The sequence below is a fragment of the Bacillus luti genome (assembly GCF_009739945.1).
Lineage (GTDB): Bacteria > Bacillota > Bacilli > Bacillales > Bacillaceae_G > Bacillus_A > Bacillus_A luti.
Map to the genome: position 1 here is coordinate 631743 of NZ_CP040336.1, position 16763 is coordinate 648505.

General features: G+C 37.1%; 14 protein-coding genes and 1 other annotated feature. Of the genes, 8 read left to right on the plus strand and 6 right to left on the minus strand.

Annotation, left to right across the window (positions count from 1 at the left end; all coding sequences use genetic code 11):
* The first annotated feature begins 241 nt into the window (after positions 1–241).
* From EUC40_RS03280 to leuS, 7 genes are all read left to right on the plus strand, one after another.
* A complete protein-coding gene (locus tag EUC40_RS03280) occupies positions 242–1003 on the plus strand; it encodes an ABC transporter ATP-binding protein (protein WP_000165846.1) in 762 nt (253 codons plus the stop codon).
* A gap of 18 nt (positions 1004–1021) precedes the next feature.
* Positions 1022–2881, plus strand: coding sequence for an FtsX-like permease family protein (locus tag EUC40_RS03285; protein ID WP_071711002.1), 1860 nt, complete (start codon positions 1022–1024; stop codon positions 2879–2881).
* 353 nt (positions 2882–3234) lie between these two features.
* Positions 3235–3801 (plus strand): tyrosine-type recombinase/integrase, encoded by a 567-nt coding sequence (locus EUC40_RS03290; protein ID WP_071711004.1) that lies wholly within the window; start codon positions 3235–3237, stop codon positions 3799–3801.
* 34 nt (positions 3802–3835) lie between these two features.
* A complete protein-coding gene (locus EUC40_RS03295) occupies positions 3836–4333 on the plus strand; it encodes a cation:proton antiporter regulatory subunit (protein WP_001026044.1) in 498 nt (165 codons plus the stop codon).
* Between the two features lie 3 nt (positions 4334–4336).
* Positions 4337–5560 (plus strand): cation:proton antiporter, encoded by a 1224-nt coding sequence (locus tag EUC40_RS03300; protein ID WP_156573661.1) that lies wholly within the window; start codon positions 4337–4339, stop codon positions 5558–5560.
* 238 nt (positions 5561–5798) lie between these two features.
* Entirely contained in the window at positions 5799–6992 is a 1194-nt protein-coding gene (locus tag EUC40_RS03305) for an MDR family MFS transporter (RefSeq protein ID WP_071711007.1), read from the plus strand.
* 187 nt (positions 6993–7179) lie between these two features.
* Positions 7180–7399, plus strand: a binding site (T-box leader).
* Between the two features lie 65 nt (positions 7400–7464).
* On the plus strand, positions 7465–9873 hold the full coding sequence (leuS, locus tag EUC40_RS03310) for a leucine--tRNA ligase (protein ID WP_156573663.1): 2409 nt from the start codon (positions 7465–7467) through the stop codon (positions 9871–9873).
* A gap of 27 nt (positions 9874–9900) precedes the next feature.
* Here the strand turns inward: leuS and EUC40_RS03315 are convergent, their stop codons facing one another.
* Positions 9901–10329: a GNAT family N-acetyltransferase gene (locus EUC40_RS03315; RefSeq protein ID WP_156573665.1), complete on the minus strand. Its 429-nt coding sequence runs from the start codon at positions 10327–10329 to the stop codon at positions 9901–9903.
* 149 nt (positions 10330–10478) lie between these two features.
* Here EUC40_RS03315 and EUC40_RS03320 point away from each other — a divergent pair, with 149 nt between their 5' ends.
* Positions 10479–11486: a hypothetical protein gene (locus tag EUC40_RS03320; RefSeq protein WP_156573667.1), complete on the plus strand. Its 1008-nt coding sequence runs from the start codon at positions 10479–10481 to the stop codon at positions 11484–11486.
* Positions 11487–11530: 44 nt separating this feature from the next.
* Here EUC40_RS03320 and EUC40_RS03325 read toward each other — a convergent pair whose 3' ends face one another.
* The 5 genes from EUC40_RS03325 to EUC40_RS03345 form a co-directional block, all read right to left on the minus strand.
* On the minus strand, positions 11531–11953 hold the full coding sequence (locus EUC40_RS03325; RefSeq protein WP_000180552.1) for a pyrophosphohydrolase domain-containing protein: 423 nt from the start codon (positions 11951–11953) through the stop codon (positions 11531–11533).
* 97 nt (positions 11954–12050) lie between these two features.
* Positions 12051–12236 (minus strand): hypothetical protein, encoded by a 186-nt coding sequence (locus tag EUC40_RS03330; RefSeq protein WP_000038783.1) that lies wholly within the window; start codon positions 12234–12236, stop codon positions 12051–12053.
* Positions 12237–12326: 90 nt separating this feature from the next.
* Positions 12327–13406 (minus strand): spore germination protein GerHC, encoded by a 1080-nt coding sequence (gene gerHC, locus EUC40_RS03335; protein ID WP_156573669.1) that lies wholly within the window; start codon positions 13404–13406, stop codon positions 12327–12329.
* Complete coding sequence (locus EUC40_RS03340; RefSeq protein WP_156573672.1) at positions 13382–14476, minus strand: spore germination protein; 1095 nt, start codon at positions 14474–14476, stop codon at positions 13382–13384. Before EUC40_RS03340 ends, gerHC begins: the two co-directional genes overlap by 25 nt.
* A gap of 16 nt (positions 14477–14492) precedes the next feature.
* Positions 14493–16697: a spore germination protein gene (locus EUC40_RS03345; protein ID WP_156573674.1), complete on the minus strand. Its 2205-nt coding sequence runs from the start codon at positions 16695–16697 to the stop codon at positions 14493–14495.
* Between the last annotated feature and the right edge of the window lie 66 nt (positions 16698–16763).

The following is a 16763-nucleotide window of genomic DNA, read 5'->3' on the forward strand; positions in this document are numbered from 1 at the left end:
GTGGGATAGAGAGAGAAGTGGGCTGTTCCTTTTGTGGAACAGCCCATTTTTTATTGTTATCTTTTTCGGTAAGTCGATATTACTTGTCGAAGCGTTAATGAAATTTCATTTATCAACGAACCTTACACACTTATCTTTTTTATATTACAAAAGTGTAAGGTAAATGTAATGTTAACAAATAGCAGTTCATCTCCAAAAGGCGCAAAATAGGTAATGGAAAAACAAGCGTAGGAGGATATATATGACGAAACCAGTTGTAGACGTAAAAAACGTTCAAAAAGTGTACGGTAAAAAAGGTGAGAACCAATCACACGCGTTAAAAGGTGTTTCATTCTCAATTCAAGAGGGTGAGTTTGTAGGAATTATGGGACCATCTGGTTCTGGTAAAACGACATTATTAAATGTAATTTCCACGCTTGATAAAGCAACGGGCGGCGTTGTTGAAATTGCGGGTACGGATATTACAAAAATGAAGCAAGGTGAGCTTTCTGATTTCCGTTCACAAAAATTAGGATTCATCTTCCAAGATTTTAACTTGTTAGAAAACCTATCTATTTATGAAAACATCGCACTTCCATTATCTCTTCAAGGTGTTTCATCACGTAATATTGGACCGAAAGTAGAAAAGGTAGCTGATATGTTAGGCATTTCGGCAATACTTCAAAAATATCCATCTGAAGTATCTGGTGGACAAAAACAACGTTCAGCAGCAGCACGCGCATTAGTACATGAGCCGGCAATTATTTTAGGGGACGAGCCAACAGGAGCGCTTGATTCTAAAAATGCAACGAGTTTACTTGATGCGATGACAAACTTAAATAAAGATCAAGGTGTATCTATTATGATGGTTACACATGATCCGTACAGTGCAAGTTACTGTCAACGTATTTTATTCATTCAAGATGGTGAGCTATATAAAGAAATTCACCGCGGTGGTACGCGTGAAGAGTTCTATAAAGAAATTTTAGATGTACTTGCAGATTTAGGTACACAAAAAGCGTAAGAAAGGAGGTTCTAGTACATGTTATTCAAACTTTCCATGTCAGGGCTAAAAAGTAAGTTGAAAGATTATATCGTCTTACTTGTCGGTCTTGTCATGTCTATCTCAATTTTTTATATGTTCCAAACGTTAGCGCTGAATAAAGCATTTATCGAATCTAACTCAGTTATTCAATCAATTGGATTCGTATTCCAAGCAGGTTCATTTTTACTAGCAATCATAACCTTCTTCTATATTTTATATGCAAACTCTTTCTTATTATCTCTTCGTCAAAAAGAGTTTGGTATGTATATGATGTTAGGAGCAAAAAAGCATAAAGTTACATTACTTATGTTTATTGAAACGATTGTATTAGGTGCTGCATCTCTTGCGATTGGTATTACAGTTGGTGTAGGACTTGCAGAAGGTATCGGACAGTTATTAATGAAACAATTAGAGTTTGCTGGTGAAGGGTATAAAGCATTTTACCTGCCATCTATGACTGTTACTTGTATTTTCTTCTTTGCATTATTTGTACTATCAGCAATTATGAATAGTATTAAGTTATCACGTATTTCTGTATTGCAACTTGTGCATGCAGATGCACAAACAGAGCGTGTTGCAGTAAAAGGAAAAATGACAGGTTTGGTTGCATTCCTAGCAGTTATTTTATTAGGAATTGGCTATGCATCAATGATTTACATGGAAAAACTAAGAGAAATGGGAATCCTTATTGCATTAATTACAACAACAGCTGGTACTTATATGCTATTTGGATCACTTCTCCCGGTTATTATTAAAAAGTTAAAAAGTAATAAAAAGCGTAGTGAAAAAGGACTTAACGCATTTACGTTTGCACAATTAAATTTCCGTATTAATAGTTTAACGAAGGTGCTTGCGACAGTAGCTATGTTAGTCGCTCTTGGAGCCGGTGCAATTTCAGGTGGTATGGCGTTTAAAAATAACGTTATAAAAATGGTTGATGGTTTCGTAATATATGATTCAGTAGTTCATAATCCAACTGCTGAAGAAAAGAAAGTTTTAGACGGTATTACATTTAAAGAGAAAAGTGAATATCGTTACAAAGTCGATGATAAATACGTTTACTATGTAAAAGAGGATTTAGAGAAAAATCGTCCTTTAGTAAGAGATATGGCAAATATGAAATCGATGAAGGATTTAGTGAACACGAAGAAAGTTTCAGCGGACCTGCCAGTAGGTGCAGTTTCTAGAGAAATGAATGAAAAAGATGCGAATGCTAAAGCACTTCCAGAAGAATGGGACGAGGCTTTCAGAACAATCCAGCCATTCTACGTACATGAAGATCATGCAATTAAAATTGTAGATCAAAAAATGTACGATACTGTAAATGGTAAAGAAGGAATCGTATTTACTGGAAAAACAGATGATTTTGAAGCACACACAAAAGAATGGAAAAAACTTGACGAGTTGCAACTAGATAAATATAAAAATATACAAGCTGAAAGATTAGATAGTAAATATCAAGCTTACGACATGTTCTACGGAGTTGCGAGCGGAACGGTGTTTATGGGATTCTTCCTTGGAATTGCTTTCTTAGCAATGATGGCAAGTTGTTTAATGTTTAAAATTCTTTCAGGTGCATCAAAAGATATTACGCGTTATCAAATGCTTCGTAAAATCGGTGTGCGCCGTGAATTATTAACGAAATCAATTTATAAAGAGTTATTCTTAGTATTCCTATTCCCTGCAATTGTAGGTATTGCTCACGTATTGGTAGGTATGAATATTTTCGGATTTATTTTAATCGATCCGTACTTCCGTATTTGGGTACCAATTGTAATTTTCGTAGTTATTTACACGATTTATTACTTCATTACTGTTCAATTGTATAAAGGAATTGTTCTTCCGAAAGAAGATTAATAGGTAAAAAGCCGAGTGAATGCGCTCGGCTTTTTGTATTTTCAGAAAAAACACTTTAATGTTACTGAAATATATAATATAATATAAATAAGTAACATAAAATAAAAGTAGAAGCAGCTCGATAAGGAAAGGAGGAATCTGATCTGTAGAAAGAAGCTGAACCTTTTATCCCCACACCTTTTTCTAACCACACTGTATTTGTACAATCGTAAGTTTCCACATTAAAAATTGCCGAGACCACAGAAGTATATTGTAAAAATAATGGATAAGACATGGAAATCCCATAGCATGATAAGGTAAAATGGACAACATGATGAGAAAATTACCGTTCATAAGATGAGGAGAATACATGTATGGAAGTTGTAGAGGCATTAAAAGATATAAGCCAAATTGAGGCTATGAAAAAGTATTTAAAAGAGCACTCACAGCGAGATTATCTTTTATTTGTTATTGGAATTAACACAGGATTAAAGATTACTGAGCTACTTAGTATGAAATTTGAAGAGGTATTAAATGAAGATGGAACTGTTAAAGAGTTTTATTCTCTTCCTGTGAAAGATGAAAAATTTAAACAAGATATTTATTTAAATACAAAAGTAAAAGAAGCGCTGTTAGATTACGCACAATCTATTGATGTGAAAAGAGAAAATTACGTATTTCAATCTAATAAAACAACAAATTCAATTACGCGCCAACAAGCGTATCGTGTAATTCATAGTGCTGCGGAAGCAGTTGGAATTGTTGGGAAGATTGGAACGAACTCAATGAGAAAAACATTTGGGTTTCATGCGTACAAAAGAGGAATAGCGATTGCACTATTGCAAAAACACTTTCACCATGCAACACCTTCAGAGACATTGAAGTATTTGGGAATCTCAAAAGATGAAGAATTTAAAACGGAGATTGATGTAGATTTATAAAAGCCGTAACTAAAAACCTTAGGAGGCGGAAAATATGAATATTAGAGAAAGTGAACTTCCGGGCATTGGTTGTAAATTTGAAGTAATTACAAAAGGTAATGAAAAAATGGTTATCGTTATTCACGATGATGGCCGAAGAGAAATGTATCATTTTGATGCGGATCATGATGAGAGTATTTCAAGTATTTCTCTTCGCGATTCTGAAGCAAGACAAATCGCAGCTATATTAGGTGGAATGGTGTATAGACCACAAGCGTTAGACACGATTGAAATGGCTTTTGAAGGATTATCAATTGAATGGTTTAAGGTGGAGAATCATGCACCAGTCGTACAAAAAACAATTGGTAGCTTACATGTCAGAAAAACATATAACGTAACAATTATTGCTATTTTAAAAAAGAATATGAAGAAATTCTTTAATCCAGGTCCAGACTCTATTATTGAAGCTGGCGATATGCTCGTACTATCAGGTGCGAGACATGAAGTGAAAAGAATTATTAATGAATTGCTTTCAGCCGGAGGTGACTCATAATCGATGAATACTTTAGTCTTTGAAGTTGGAACTGCGTTAGTATTAGTCGCTTTTGCAGCTATTCTCGCTGCAAAGTTAAAGTTCTCGATTATTCCGTTTCTCATTATACTCGGTATGCTAGTAGGGCCTCATGCCCCGGATTTAGGGCTTATCGATTTAAGATTTATTGAAAGCGGAGAAGTTATTTCCTTCCTCGGCCGTATTGGCGTCATATTCCTCCTATTCTATTTAGGTTTAGAATTCTCAATAAAAAAATTAATTAAATCAGGAAAGTCGATTGCTTTTGGGGGAACCGTTCATATATCACTTAATTTTATATTAGGTTTACTTTACGGATATATAATGGGTTTCCCCTTATTAGAAACATTAATCATTGCTGGAATCATAACAATTTCATCAAGTGCAATTGTTGCAAAGGTAATTGTTGATTTAAGAAGATCTGGTAATAAAGAGACTGAACTTATTTTGGGGATTATTATGTTCGATGATATCTTTTTAGCTGTATATTTGTCAGTCGTTTCAGGGTTAGTACTCGGTGGTGCAACATCATTTGTAGGTGCTCTTACATCGGTGTTAATCGCAGTAGGGTATATGCTGCTATTCTTTGTAATCGCTAGAAAAGCTACGCCGTTCTTAAATAAAATATTAGATATTTCGTCAAATGAAATTTTTATTATCGTAATATTCGCTATTTTATTCTTTGTAGCAGGATTTTCAGAAACAATTCATGTTGCTGAGGCGATTGGAGCGTTATTGTTAGGACTCGTCTTTTCTGAAACAGAGCATAGTGATCGTATTGAGCATCTCGTCGTTCCATTTCGTGATTTCTTTGGAGCCATATTCTTTTTCAGCTTCGGTTTAAGTATAGATCCGTTTTCACTTGGTGGAGCAGTGTGGTTGGCGTTGGGAGCAGTTCTTATTACGCTCATCGGTAATTTTACCGCGGGAATGCTTGCCGGACGTAAAGCCGGATTATCACATAAAGCTTCCACAAACATTGGATTAACTCTCGTATCGCGCGGGGAATTCTCTATTATTGTCGCGAATATTGGCATTGCGGGTGGCTTAATGGCAACGATTAAACCGTTCTCTGCACTGTACGTTTTAATATTAGCATCATTAGGACCTTTATTAACGAAGGAGTCTGGAAGAATATATACCTTGCTAGATAAAATGTTTAAATGGAGCGCTAAAGAACGTGGGAAAAGAGAAAAAGAAGTTGGATAATATAAATAAGAGGAGACTGCATGAAATTCATGCAGTCTCCTCTTATTTATATATCGTTACTGATGTCATTTCTTGTTGGTAAGTCGATATATTTTTAAGCAGCAATCAATATAATTTCATTTACCAACAAACCATTATCTGAATTTCATCAACTATTAATCAGTTGCCTTCCTATTTAAAAACGACTACAATTTTACTGTTATAGATGAACGAAAAAAATAGAATAGGAGGGGAGACTATGCCAAGGAAAGTATGGCTATTAGTAGCTGGGATGATTATTAATGTCACGGGTGCTTCTTTTTTATGGCCTTTTAATACAATTTATTTGCATGATCACCTAGGGAAATCTTTATCTGTGGCCGGAATGGTATTAATGATCAACTCGCTTACTGGAGTAATCGGAAACTTGCTCGGCGGTGTTTTATTTGATAAATGGGGCGGTTATAAATCAATTCTAGTAGGGATTGTGATTACACTCGTATCGATTTTAGGTCTCGTGTTCTTCCACGGTTGGCCGTTATATGTTGTATGGCTAGCGTTAATCGGATTCGGTTCTGGAATGGTCTTCCCATCGATGTATGCGATGGTTGGTACGGTTTGGCCAGAGGGCGGAAGACGGGCATTTAATGCGATGTATGTTGGACAAAACGTTGGTATTGCGATCGGAACAGCGTGTGGTGGATTAGTTGCATCGTATCGTTTTGATTATATTTTCTTAGCGAACTTTATTTTGTACTTTGTTTTCTTCTTAATTGCTTTTATTGGCTTCCGTGGTATGGAAGACAAAAAAGAGCCAGGAGTGCAAAAAGAAGTCGAAACGGAAAAAGGCTGGTCACTTACACCAGGATTCAAAGCACTTCTTATTGTGTGTGTAGCATATGCTTTATGCTGGGTTACATACGTACAATGGCAGGGAGCGATTGCGACACATATGCAGGAGCTGAATATTAGCCTTCGCCACTATAGTCTATTATGGACGATAAATGGAGCGATGATTGTTTGTGCGCAGCCGTTAGTTAGTATGTTAATTCGCTGGATGAAGCGTTCTTTAAAACAACAAATTATGATTGGAATCGTCATTTTTGCGGCGTCATTCGTTGTGTTAAGTCAAGCGCAGCAATTTACGATGTTCCTCGTTGCGATGGTAACATTAACAATTGGTGAGTTATTCGTATGGCCAGCAGTTCCAACGATTGCGAATATACTTGCGCCAAAAGATAAGTTAGGGTTTTATCAAGGGGTTGTAAATAGTGCGGCGACTGTAGGGAAAATGTTCGGACCAGTCGTTGGCGGAGCGATTGTTGATTTATACAATATGGAAGTATTGTTTATAGCAATCATGGTAATGCTTGTAGTAGCGCTTATTGCAACGAGCATTTATGATAAACGAGTAAAAGTAGAAGAAACAGTTGAAGAAAAAATTGCAGTTTAGTTTGACGGAACATGTAACATGTTTTAGAATATATTTAAATAAAACAACCTTTGGAACAAGGGAGATGGCTCGGCTGTCTAAAGACGAATTCGTTAGTTATTAATAGTAACGATTAACCGAGAAGCCCCGCTTTAAGTAAGCTCTTTAGAGATACTAAGTGGAGGGTAGTTCACATTAACTCATATTTGTAATAACAGTGAGAAGGAGTAGTAGTAATAGAAGCTGGTTTAGAGAGTTGACGGTCGGTGCAAGTCAATCCACGTTTCGTTATGAACTCGCCTTTGAGTTGCAGTTGTGAAACTAATAGTAGCAATTGCCGTTAATCCACGTTACGGATCTAAGCGAATGTATATTTGTACATTAATTTAGGGTGGTACCGCGGGAATCTATAACCTCTCGTCCCTTTCTAGGGATGAGAGGTTTTTTGTATTTTGGGCGGTGAAAATAAATAGAATTTCAAGGAGGGTATCTCATGAGCTTTAATCATCAAGACATTGAGAAGAAGTGGCAAGGGTACTGGGAAGAGAATAAAACATTCCGTACGCCAGATGAGACAGAAAAACCAAAATTTTATGCACTAGATATGTTCCCATATCCATCAGGTGCAGGTCTACACGTAGGACATCCAGAAGGTTATACAGCGACAGATATTTTATCTCGTATGAAGCGTATGCAAGGATATAACGTTCTTCATCCAATGGGATGGGATGCATTCGGTCTTCCAGCAGAGCAATATGCACTTGATACTGGAAACAGCCCAGCTGAATTTACAGAGCATAATATTAATACGTTCCGTAACCAAATTAAATCATTAGGTTTCTCTTACGATTGGGACCGTGAAGTAAATACAACAGATCCAAACTACTACAAGTGGACACAATGGATCTTCCTGCAACTATTTGAAAAAGGCTTAGCTTACGTTGATGAAGTACCTGTAAACTGGTGCCCAGCACTTGGTACAGTACTTGCAAACGAAGAAATCATTGACGGTAAGAGTGAGCGCGGTGGACATCCAGTTGAACGTCGTCCGATGAGACAGTGGATGTTAAAAATTACAGCTTACGGAGATCGTCTATTAGAAGATCTAGATGAGCTTGATTGGCCAGAAAGCTTAAAAGATATGCAACGTAACTGGATCGGTCGTTCTGAAGGTGCAGAAGTACACTTCAACATCGATGGTACAGACGAGAAATTCACAGTTTTCACAACGCGTCCGGATACACTATTTGGTGCGAGCTACTGTGTACTTGCTCCAGAGCATGCGCTTGTTGCTGACATTACAACAGCAGAGCAAAAAGAAGCTGTAGAAGCTTACATTAACTCTGTTAAAATGAAGAGTGATCTAGAGCGTACAGAACTTGCGAAAGAGAAAACTGGTGTATTCACTGGTGCTTACGCAGTTAACCCAGTAAATGGTGAGAAATTACCAATCTGGATCGCTGACTATGTTCTTGCAACTTACGGAACAGGTGCTGTAATGGCAGTTCCAGCTCATGATGAGCGTGACTATGAATTCGCATCAACGTTCAATCTTCCGATGAAAGAAGTTGTAAAAGGCGGAGACATTACGAAAGAAGCATACACAGGTGATGGTGCGCACGTAAACTCAGCATTCCTTGATGGTTTAAATAAAGAAGAAGCAATCGCAAAAATGATTGAATGGCTTGAAGTAACGAGCGCAGGAAATCAAAAAGTAACGTACCGTCTACGTGACTGGTTATTCAGCCGTCAACGTTACTGGGGTGAGCCAATTCCAGTAATTCACTGGGAAGATGGTACAATGACAGCTGTGAAAGAAGAAGAATTACCATTAGTTCTTCCGAAAACAGAAAACATCCGTCCTTCAGGTACAGGTGAATCACCACTTGCTAACATTGAAGAGTGGGTAAATGTTGTAGATCCTGAGACTGGTAAAAAAGGTCGTCGTGAAACGAACACAATGCCACAATGGGCTGGTAGCTGCTGGTATTACCTACGTTACATCGATCCAAACAACAGCGAAGCACTTGTAGATCCTGAAAAAGTAAAACAATGGCTTCCAGTTGATATTTATATCGGCGGAGCAGAGCATGCTGTACTTCACTTACTATATGCTCGTTTCTGGCATAAAGTATTATACGATATCGGTGTGGTTCCAACGAAAGAACCGTTCCAACAATTATTCAACCAAGGTATGATTCTAGGTGAAAACAACGAGAAAATGAGTAAATCAAAAGGTAACGTTGTAAACCCTGATGATATCGTAGCAAGCCACGGTGCAGATACACTTCGTCTATACGAAATGTTCATGGGACCATTAGACGCTTCAATTGCTTGGTCTGAAAATGGTCTTGACGGAGCTCGTCGTTTCCTAGACCGCGTATGGCGCCTATTCGTTCAAGATAACGGTGAATTAAGTGAGAAAATTACTGATGCACCAAACAAAGAGCTTGAAAAAGCTTACCATCAAACAGTGAAGAAAGTAACAGAAGACTATGCAGAGCTTCGCTTTAACACAGCGATTTCTCAAATGATGGTATTCATCAACGATGCATACAAAGCTGAAACACTTCCGAAAGAATATGTAGAAGGTTTCGTAAAAATGATTGCACCGGTTGCACCTCACATTGGGGAAGAGCTATGGAGCAAACTTGGATACAATGAAACAATCACATATGCAAGCTGGCCAACATTTGATGAGTCTAAACTTGTAGAAGATGAAGTTGAAATCGTTGTTCAAGTTATGGGTAAAGTTCGCGCAAAACTAACAATGAGTAAAGACGCATCAAAAGAAGAAATGGAACAACTTGCACTTGAAGCAATTCAAGACCAAATTGAAGGGAAAACAGTTCGTAAAGTAATTGTTGTTCCTGGAAAACTTGTTAACGTTGTTGCAAACTAATTCATTCTAAATAAAAGCTCAGAGTATTTATACTCTGAGCTTTTTTGTGTAGAAAATAATCTCTGGATCACCTTCGTCTAAATTTTCAATTATTCCACTACGTATAAAACCGTTCGCACTAAAAACTTTTTGCATACTTTCATTTGATTCGTTCGTTGAAGAAAAGATTTTTTGAGTAGGAGAATGACTTAACATATATGAGATTAACGAGCTTGCATAGCCGCGCCTTCTTTTTGCTGGCGAAACAATGATTAATGAGAGGAAAGTACAATCAAAGAAATTTGTATCGTATGTTAGAAAACCCGAAATAGAATTATCTTCTTTTACGATGACGCATCGGCCCTCATCAATAGTGTGCTTAATATAATTTCGTCTACTATTATCTCCGATTACATCAATATCTATATGTACGATTGAATCTAAATCATGGATAGAAGCTTTTGTTATGTCCTTCAATAGAAATACCCCCCAGAAAAATATTCAGTTAATTAATTTTATCATAAATGAAGAAAAAGAAGCGGAATTCCAATACAGACAAACACCTATTCTTCTATAAGAAATATGATAAAAAAGGTAGGCTAAATTGAGTAGAAGAGGTGAAAGGAATGAAAGGGATGGACAATAATGCACCACATGGCTTCTTCGGAGGTGGATCGGGTAGTTATGAACAAATGATGTTAATGGGAGGAGCTGACCAACAAGGATACGGTGGAATTCCGAGCTGGATGGGTGGAGCAGCAGGAGGATTTCCAACATCGGTAGCTGGCATGCAAACTGGAATGCCTACATTAATGGGAGGATTTTCGACATCAGGGGTTGGAATGCCTACAGTAACAGGAGGGTTTCCAACATCAGTAGCTGGAGCACAAACAGGAATTCCGACATTAGTAGGAGGCGCACAAGGGGGCGTGCCTGTAGGTATGCCAACTACGTTTCCATCTTTCGTCGGAGGCGTACAAACAGGATTTCCTGTACCTGGAATAGGTGTTGTAGCAGGTGGAGTAGGTGGGTTTCCACAGGTTGTTCATGGCCATCATGGACATCACCACCATCAAGGCCACCAAGGTCATCATGGACACCATCATCACCAAGGTCAACATGGCCATCATGGTCATCATCATCACCAAGGTCAACATGGCCATCATGGTCATCACCATCACCAAGGTCAACACGGTCATCATGGGCACCACCATCAAGGTCAACACGGCCATCATCAACAACAAGTACATTACCAAGGACACCACCACATACATCCACAAGCTGTTCTTTATCAAACTCATCAAGGGCATCACGGTCACCAAGGCCATCACGGTCATCAAGGGCATCACGGTCACCAAGGCCATCACGGTCATCAAGGCCAACATGGTCACCAAGGCCACCAAGGTCAACATGGTCAACATGGTCACCAAGGTCAACATGGTCACCAAGGTCAACACGGTCAACACGGTCACCAAGGTCAACACGGTCAACAGCATCAACAATACCAACAATATCAACAACAGCAACAATCTTCGCCTTGGACAGGTGGAATTGGAGCAGGAGCGGCAGGAGCAGCTGCAGGGGCAGCTAGCATTGGTGGGGCAGCAGGACACGCGGGGCACGTGGGTCATTAATGAGCTGCAGAAAAAAAGACATAATAAAAAACTGCTAGGTAATCCTAGCAGTTTTTTTCCGCTTCTTGGCGTTGACGTTCGATTTCAGCACGAAGTTGTGGTTCTGGTGCTTGCCAGCCTTCTGGCTTTAGAATTTTGCCGTCTCCTTCACGGAAGCGAGGTTTCCCATCAGGGAATAGCTTTGCCATGTTAGCGTTGTTTACAATTTCAAATCCTTTATCTGGACGTACACCCATTTCTGCAAACGTTCCGAATGCAAAGTAAATAAGGTCAATAAGTGCATCGTATTGATCTTCAACAGTCGTTGCTTCTAGAAATTCTTCTAGCTCTTCTTGCATAAAGCTAGCACGAATTTTTGCGCGCTCTTCCGCTAATTTTGTTGGGGTATTTGTCACAGGATGCCCGAATACTTCATGCATTTTCGCAACAAGTTCGTATCCTTTATCTAAACCTTTTTCGTTGGTCATGTTGTTTCATCCTTTCTCGCTTAGTGCCGAATTTCATTGTAACATAAGGTGATTATGAAATGAAAAGAACATCTTATAGAAATAAGATGTTCGCTTGTTATTCTTCTTTTTTTATTAAAATGGATAAAATAAGGTCGATGCCGAACATACCAACAAGTAGCATTGGTATAACGACAAGTAAATAACGTGTGAAGGAAACATTTTTTAAGTATGTATGAGCAAATAAAAAGACGCCGAGAAATAAAATACCATTCAAAATAGGCTTTACTAATTTTTTAGACATAAGCTCCCCCATAAATATCTTCTCTCTCTATCTAAAATAAAAACTCCTCTTTCCGTTGTATCATGCTGGAGAGAGGAGTTCAATCATTTCTCATTCAATTACACCAGAATTTGTAATATTCACGGTGTATTTTATATTAATTGGAACATCTTTGTACATTCGTCTCCATTCTTCTAGTTTGAATGGGCGATAATGATGTTTATATTTTGCTCCTAGCCCGAGGGGATCGACGTCTAAAGATTTAAACTGCTTAATTAATTTAGCAGCTTGTTTATCTAATTGTTTTTGGACATCTTTTTCAATGTTTTTTGTGTTCTTGTTATTTTCTAAGTTAATTTGTTTCGATAGTTCTTGAATACGTGCATCAAGATGAACGTGAATGAAAAAAGAAGGCTTTCCATTTTTAATCTTTATATCGTAAGTTGGAACAGAACGAATATTATTAATCATTACGTATGCAGAATCTGTTTTAAATTCATGTGAATCTAATTTATGTTTCTCTAATAGTCCTTTAAATATGAACATATCTTTTTGCGCAATTTTACCGATATATTTATCCTTTTTAAAAAGACCAATTCCGGTGATTTTTATTTTATCACCATGCTTCTTTAGAATGGGAATATAGTAGTCTTGCCCTTCTTGATAATAACGGAACGCCCCTACATGTAGATTATCCGTTGGTAAAGGACCGGTTTCCATATTATGTTCTAGCAACTTTTTCATATAAATTGCAACGTTGTATGAAGTTGTATATTTTCCTTTTAAAAGTTCAGTACCATTCCCCTCTAATAAAGCAACATATAAAGCGTTCCCTATATTCACATCTCGAAGTAATGTATCGAATGAAGTAGACATTCCTGTTTTGGCAAGTCTTATCGTATATAGGGCGACACGCATTTGTCCGCTAGCAAAAGGTTGAGAAGACTCTAAAGATGAGTCTGCTTTTACTTGTTTTACCGCATTTGCAGTTCCTTCAAAAACTTGAACTTTATTTCCTTTTTTCTGAATGGGACAAACGAATGTCACTTTTACTTTATTATCTTTTGCTACATCAAAAACGGTTCCTTGAATAAGTTGCACATCGTCGATAATATTTTTTTGTAAACATCCAGTTAGACTAAAGAATGTTATACAAGAAATAAGTATTAATTTGCTTTTGATTTTTTCCATTTTCTTTTCACCCACACAATAATAAATAGGATAGGGATGTATACATACATGAGCCAAAAACTAGCTTTTCCAGAATTACTAATAAAAGTATTAATGTCATGTCTGGTTGTTAAAAGCTGTGAAACAATGAGGGTGATAAGGATGAAAGCGATTAGGACACCTCTTTGTTTTACGCGAAATATTTCATGAGTTCCTCTCGTTGCCGCCCATAACGGAAGGATAAAACTCGTAACAATAACGAGTGCATAAGCGGAAATTGCAATATATTCTAGTCTTTCAATGAATGGTAATTGGATTACCTGGGTCATAGAAAGTTGTGACCAAATCGTTTTTAATAATTGTTTCTCACTAAAAAACGCAAAGGCTAAAAGGGTACTAAACAAATATAGAAGATTTGAAAATAGCGCCCCGTATTGAGCGAATTTATGAGATTGTATAGGTTTTTTTACAAAGGGATAAGCCATGAGATAAATTTCAAAGCCTGTCATACTGTAGATTGACAGATTGGCGGCTTTTAAAATATCTGAAAAGGAATGTGTGAACACAGGGAGTAAATTATCCCAATGTGAGTATTTCAAAACGAATAGGCTAAGCAATAAATATCCTAATGTACCGCCAACTGAAATGACGCAAATACCAGTAATGACACGAAATCCAGAAGAAATAATGTAGTAGCTAACTAAGCATAAAAAGAGAGTTAGCATCCAAGTGGAAGCGGTAGGAAACATCCATACTTGAATAATTTCAACGTATGTCCGAATGACGGAAATACTGACGATTAAAAAATAAGTCATAAAGATGATACTAATGCCATTTCCTAGCCATTTTCCAAATGTTTGTCGATGTAAATCAATTAAGTTTCCGTTTGTTTCTTTTAATAAAAAATACATCATCCATATAAGAATATGGATACAAACTCCTATAATTAGAACTCCCATCCAGGCGTCATATCCAGCGGCTTTTGCAATAATGCGAGCGAATCCGAGAACTCCGGCGCCAAACTGTGCACTGTGAATTAAGAAGAAAATAAAGATAGGAGATATTTGATATTTTTCTTGAACTTTACTCATCAATGCACCTCATTCCTTAATCATCAAAATCGGATCTATGTTTTGTTGAAATTCCTTTCGCTGCTTTTTTTACATGTTGTGGTCTTGCTTGTACATCTCTTGTGTCAATCATTGTTAAAGGGAAACGAATCCAAGAATCTTTAACGGATTGTTGTCTTGTCGGATAAAACAAAGCGTACGGCTTGCGTAAGGAAGTCAGTCTAAATAGATGGGTAAATAAAAAGATAAATCCAAGAGAAATCCCGAAAAGTCCTCCTATTTCGGCAAATATGAGAAACGGGAAACGTAGCAGCCGAACCGCATTACCCATTTTATAAATAGGCGTAATAAAGGATGCGAGCGCTGATAAGGCAACGATAATTAATAAAATGTTACTCGTTAAACCAGCTTGTACAGATGCTTGCCCGATTACGATACCGCCTACAATACCGAGCGTTTGACCAACTTTCATCGGTAACCTCGCGCCAGCTTCTCTTAATAAATCGATGGCAAGTTCTAAGAAGAGCGCTTCAATTAAAGGTGGAAACGGTACTTGTGCTCTTGATAAAATCAACGTTTCAAGTAGGTCACTAGGAATTAATTCGTAGTGATAGTTTAAAGTGGCAACATATAATGGTGTTGCGCAAATTGAGAATAAAACAGCGATTAGCCGTAAAATTCTTGAAAATGTAGCGTATAACCAAGAGACGTTATAGTCTTCTGGTGAAATAAAGAAATCGAAATATGATACAGGTGTTAGTAAAATACTTGGCGAACCATCCACAAAAATAGCGATTTTTCCATCAATTAGTGCTTTTGTAACTCTATCAGTACGTTCTGTATTGATATAGAGAGGGAAAATTGACTTTTCTCCCATCAATTCTTGTATATAAGCACTATCATTAATTTGATCATATTCAAGAGCGCGTAAAGATTCCTCTAGAAAATCAATATTATCTTTTTCAGCGAGGTTATCTAAATACATCATGACAACTTTTGTTTTTGAAAACTCTCCGATGATCATTTCCTTTGTTTGTAAATCTAAAACTGGAAGGCGTTTTCGAACTAAATTAATATTTGTATCAATATCCTCTACGAATCCCTCTTGCGGACCAATAACAGTCGATTCATTTAATGGAGGAGTAGGTGCACGATAATTATCAATTGCAATATTTGCAAGCATACACTTTTGATCTTGTTGATTTACTTGGACAATCGCATGCCCCTTTAAAACCATGTCCTCAATTTTTTGTAAATCATTCGTAATTGTAATGCCGCTCATTGGAATATTTTCTTTTAGCTCTTCTAGTGTAGCGTTAGGTCGTTCCAAAAGAGTAGGCATTAAGTATTTTTGCAATTTCTCACCATCAAGTGAAGGACGATAGTAAGAAATCCAATAAGGCATCGTTTCATCTTCAGATGTATGGTAATTAACAAAATCACTAGACTTTTTCAGCTTCTCTATTAAATTTTGTAGAGAATGGATACGGTCTTTTTCTGGTTTTGTAAAATCATAAATACTATTACTTCCAGGGCTTTGCGAATCGTTCTGCTTAGAGTTTTGCTGCTTCTCTTGAGAAGAATTGCCCTGTTTAGAGTTTTGCTGTTTCTCTTGAGAAGAATCGTCTTGTTTAGAATTTTGCTGTTTCTCTTGAGAAGAATCATCTTGTTTAGAGTTTTGCTGTTTCTCTTGAGAAGAATCGTCTTGTTTAGAGTTTTGCTGTTTCTCTTGAGAAGAATCATCTTGTTTAGAGTTTTGCTGTTTCTCTTGAGAAGAATCATCTTGTTTAGAGTTTTGCTGTTTCTCTTGAGAAGAATCATCTTGTTTAGAGTTTTGCTGTTTCTCTTGAGAAGAATCATCTTGTTTAGAGTTTTGCTGTTTCTCTTGAGAAGAATCATCTTGTTTAGAGTTTTGCTGTTTCTCTTGAGAAGAATCATCTTGTTTAGAGTTTTGCTGTTTCTCTTGAGAAGAATCGTCTTGTTTAGAATTTTGCTGTTTCTCTTGAGAAGAATCGTCTTGTTTAGAATTTTGCTGTTTCTCTTGAGAAGAGCCGTTTTGTTTTTTATCCTGGGAAGGATCTTTTTGTTCCTCTTTTTTTTGTTCTTCATTGTTATTTTTATTATGTTTCATACTTTTAGTCTGCTCTTTGTTAGTATCCTCTTGTTTGTTAGATTGCTGCTCCTCGTTATCTGTTTCGTTTGTTTTTGATTTTTTTTTCTTACGTAACCAATTCCAAATCATATGTATGCCCTCTTTGATTGTGTAATATAGTGCTATTTTGTGGCTAATTTTGTATATTATTCATTT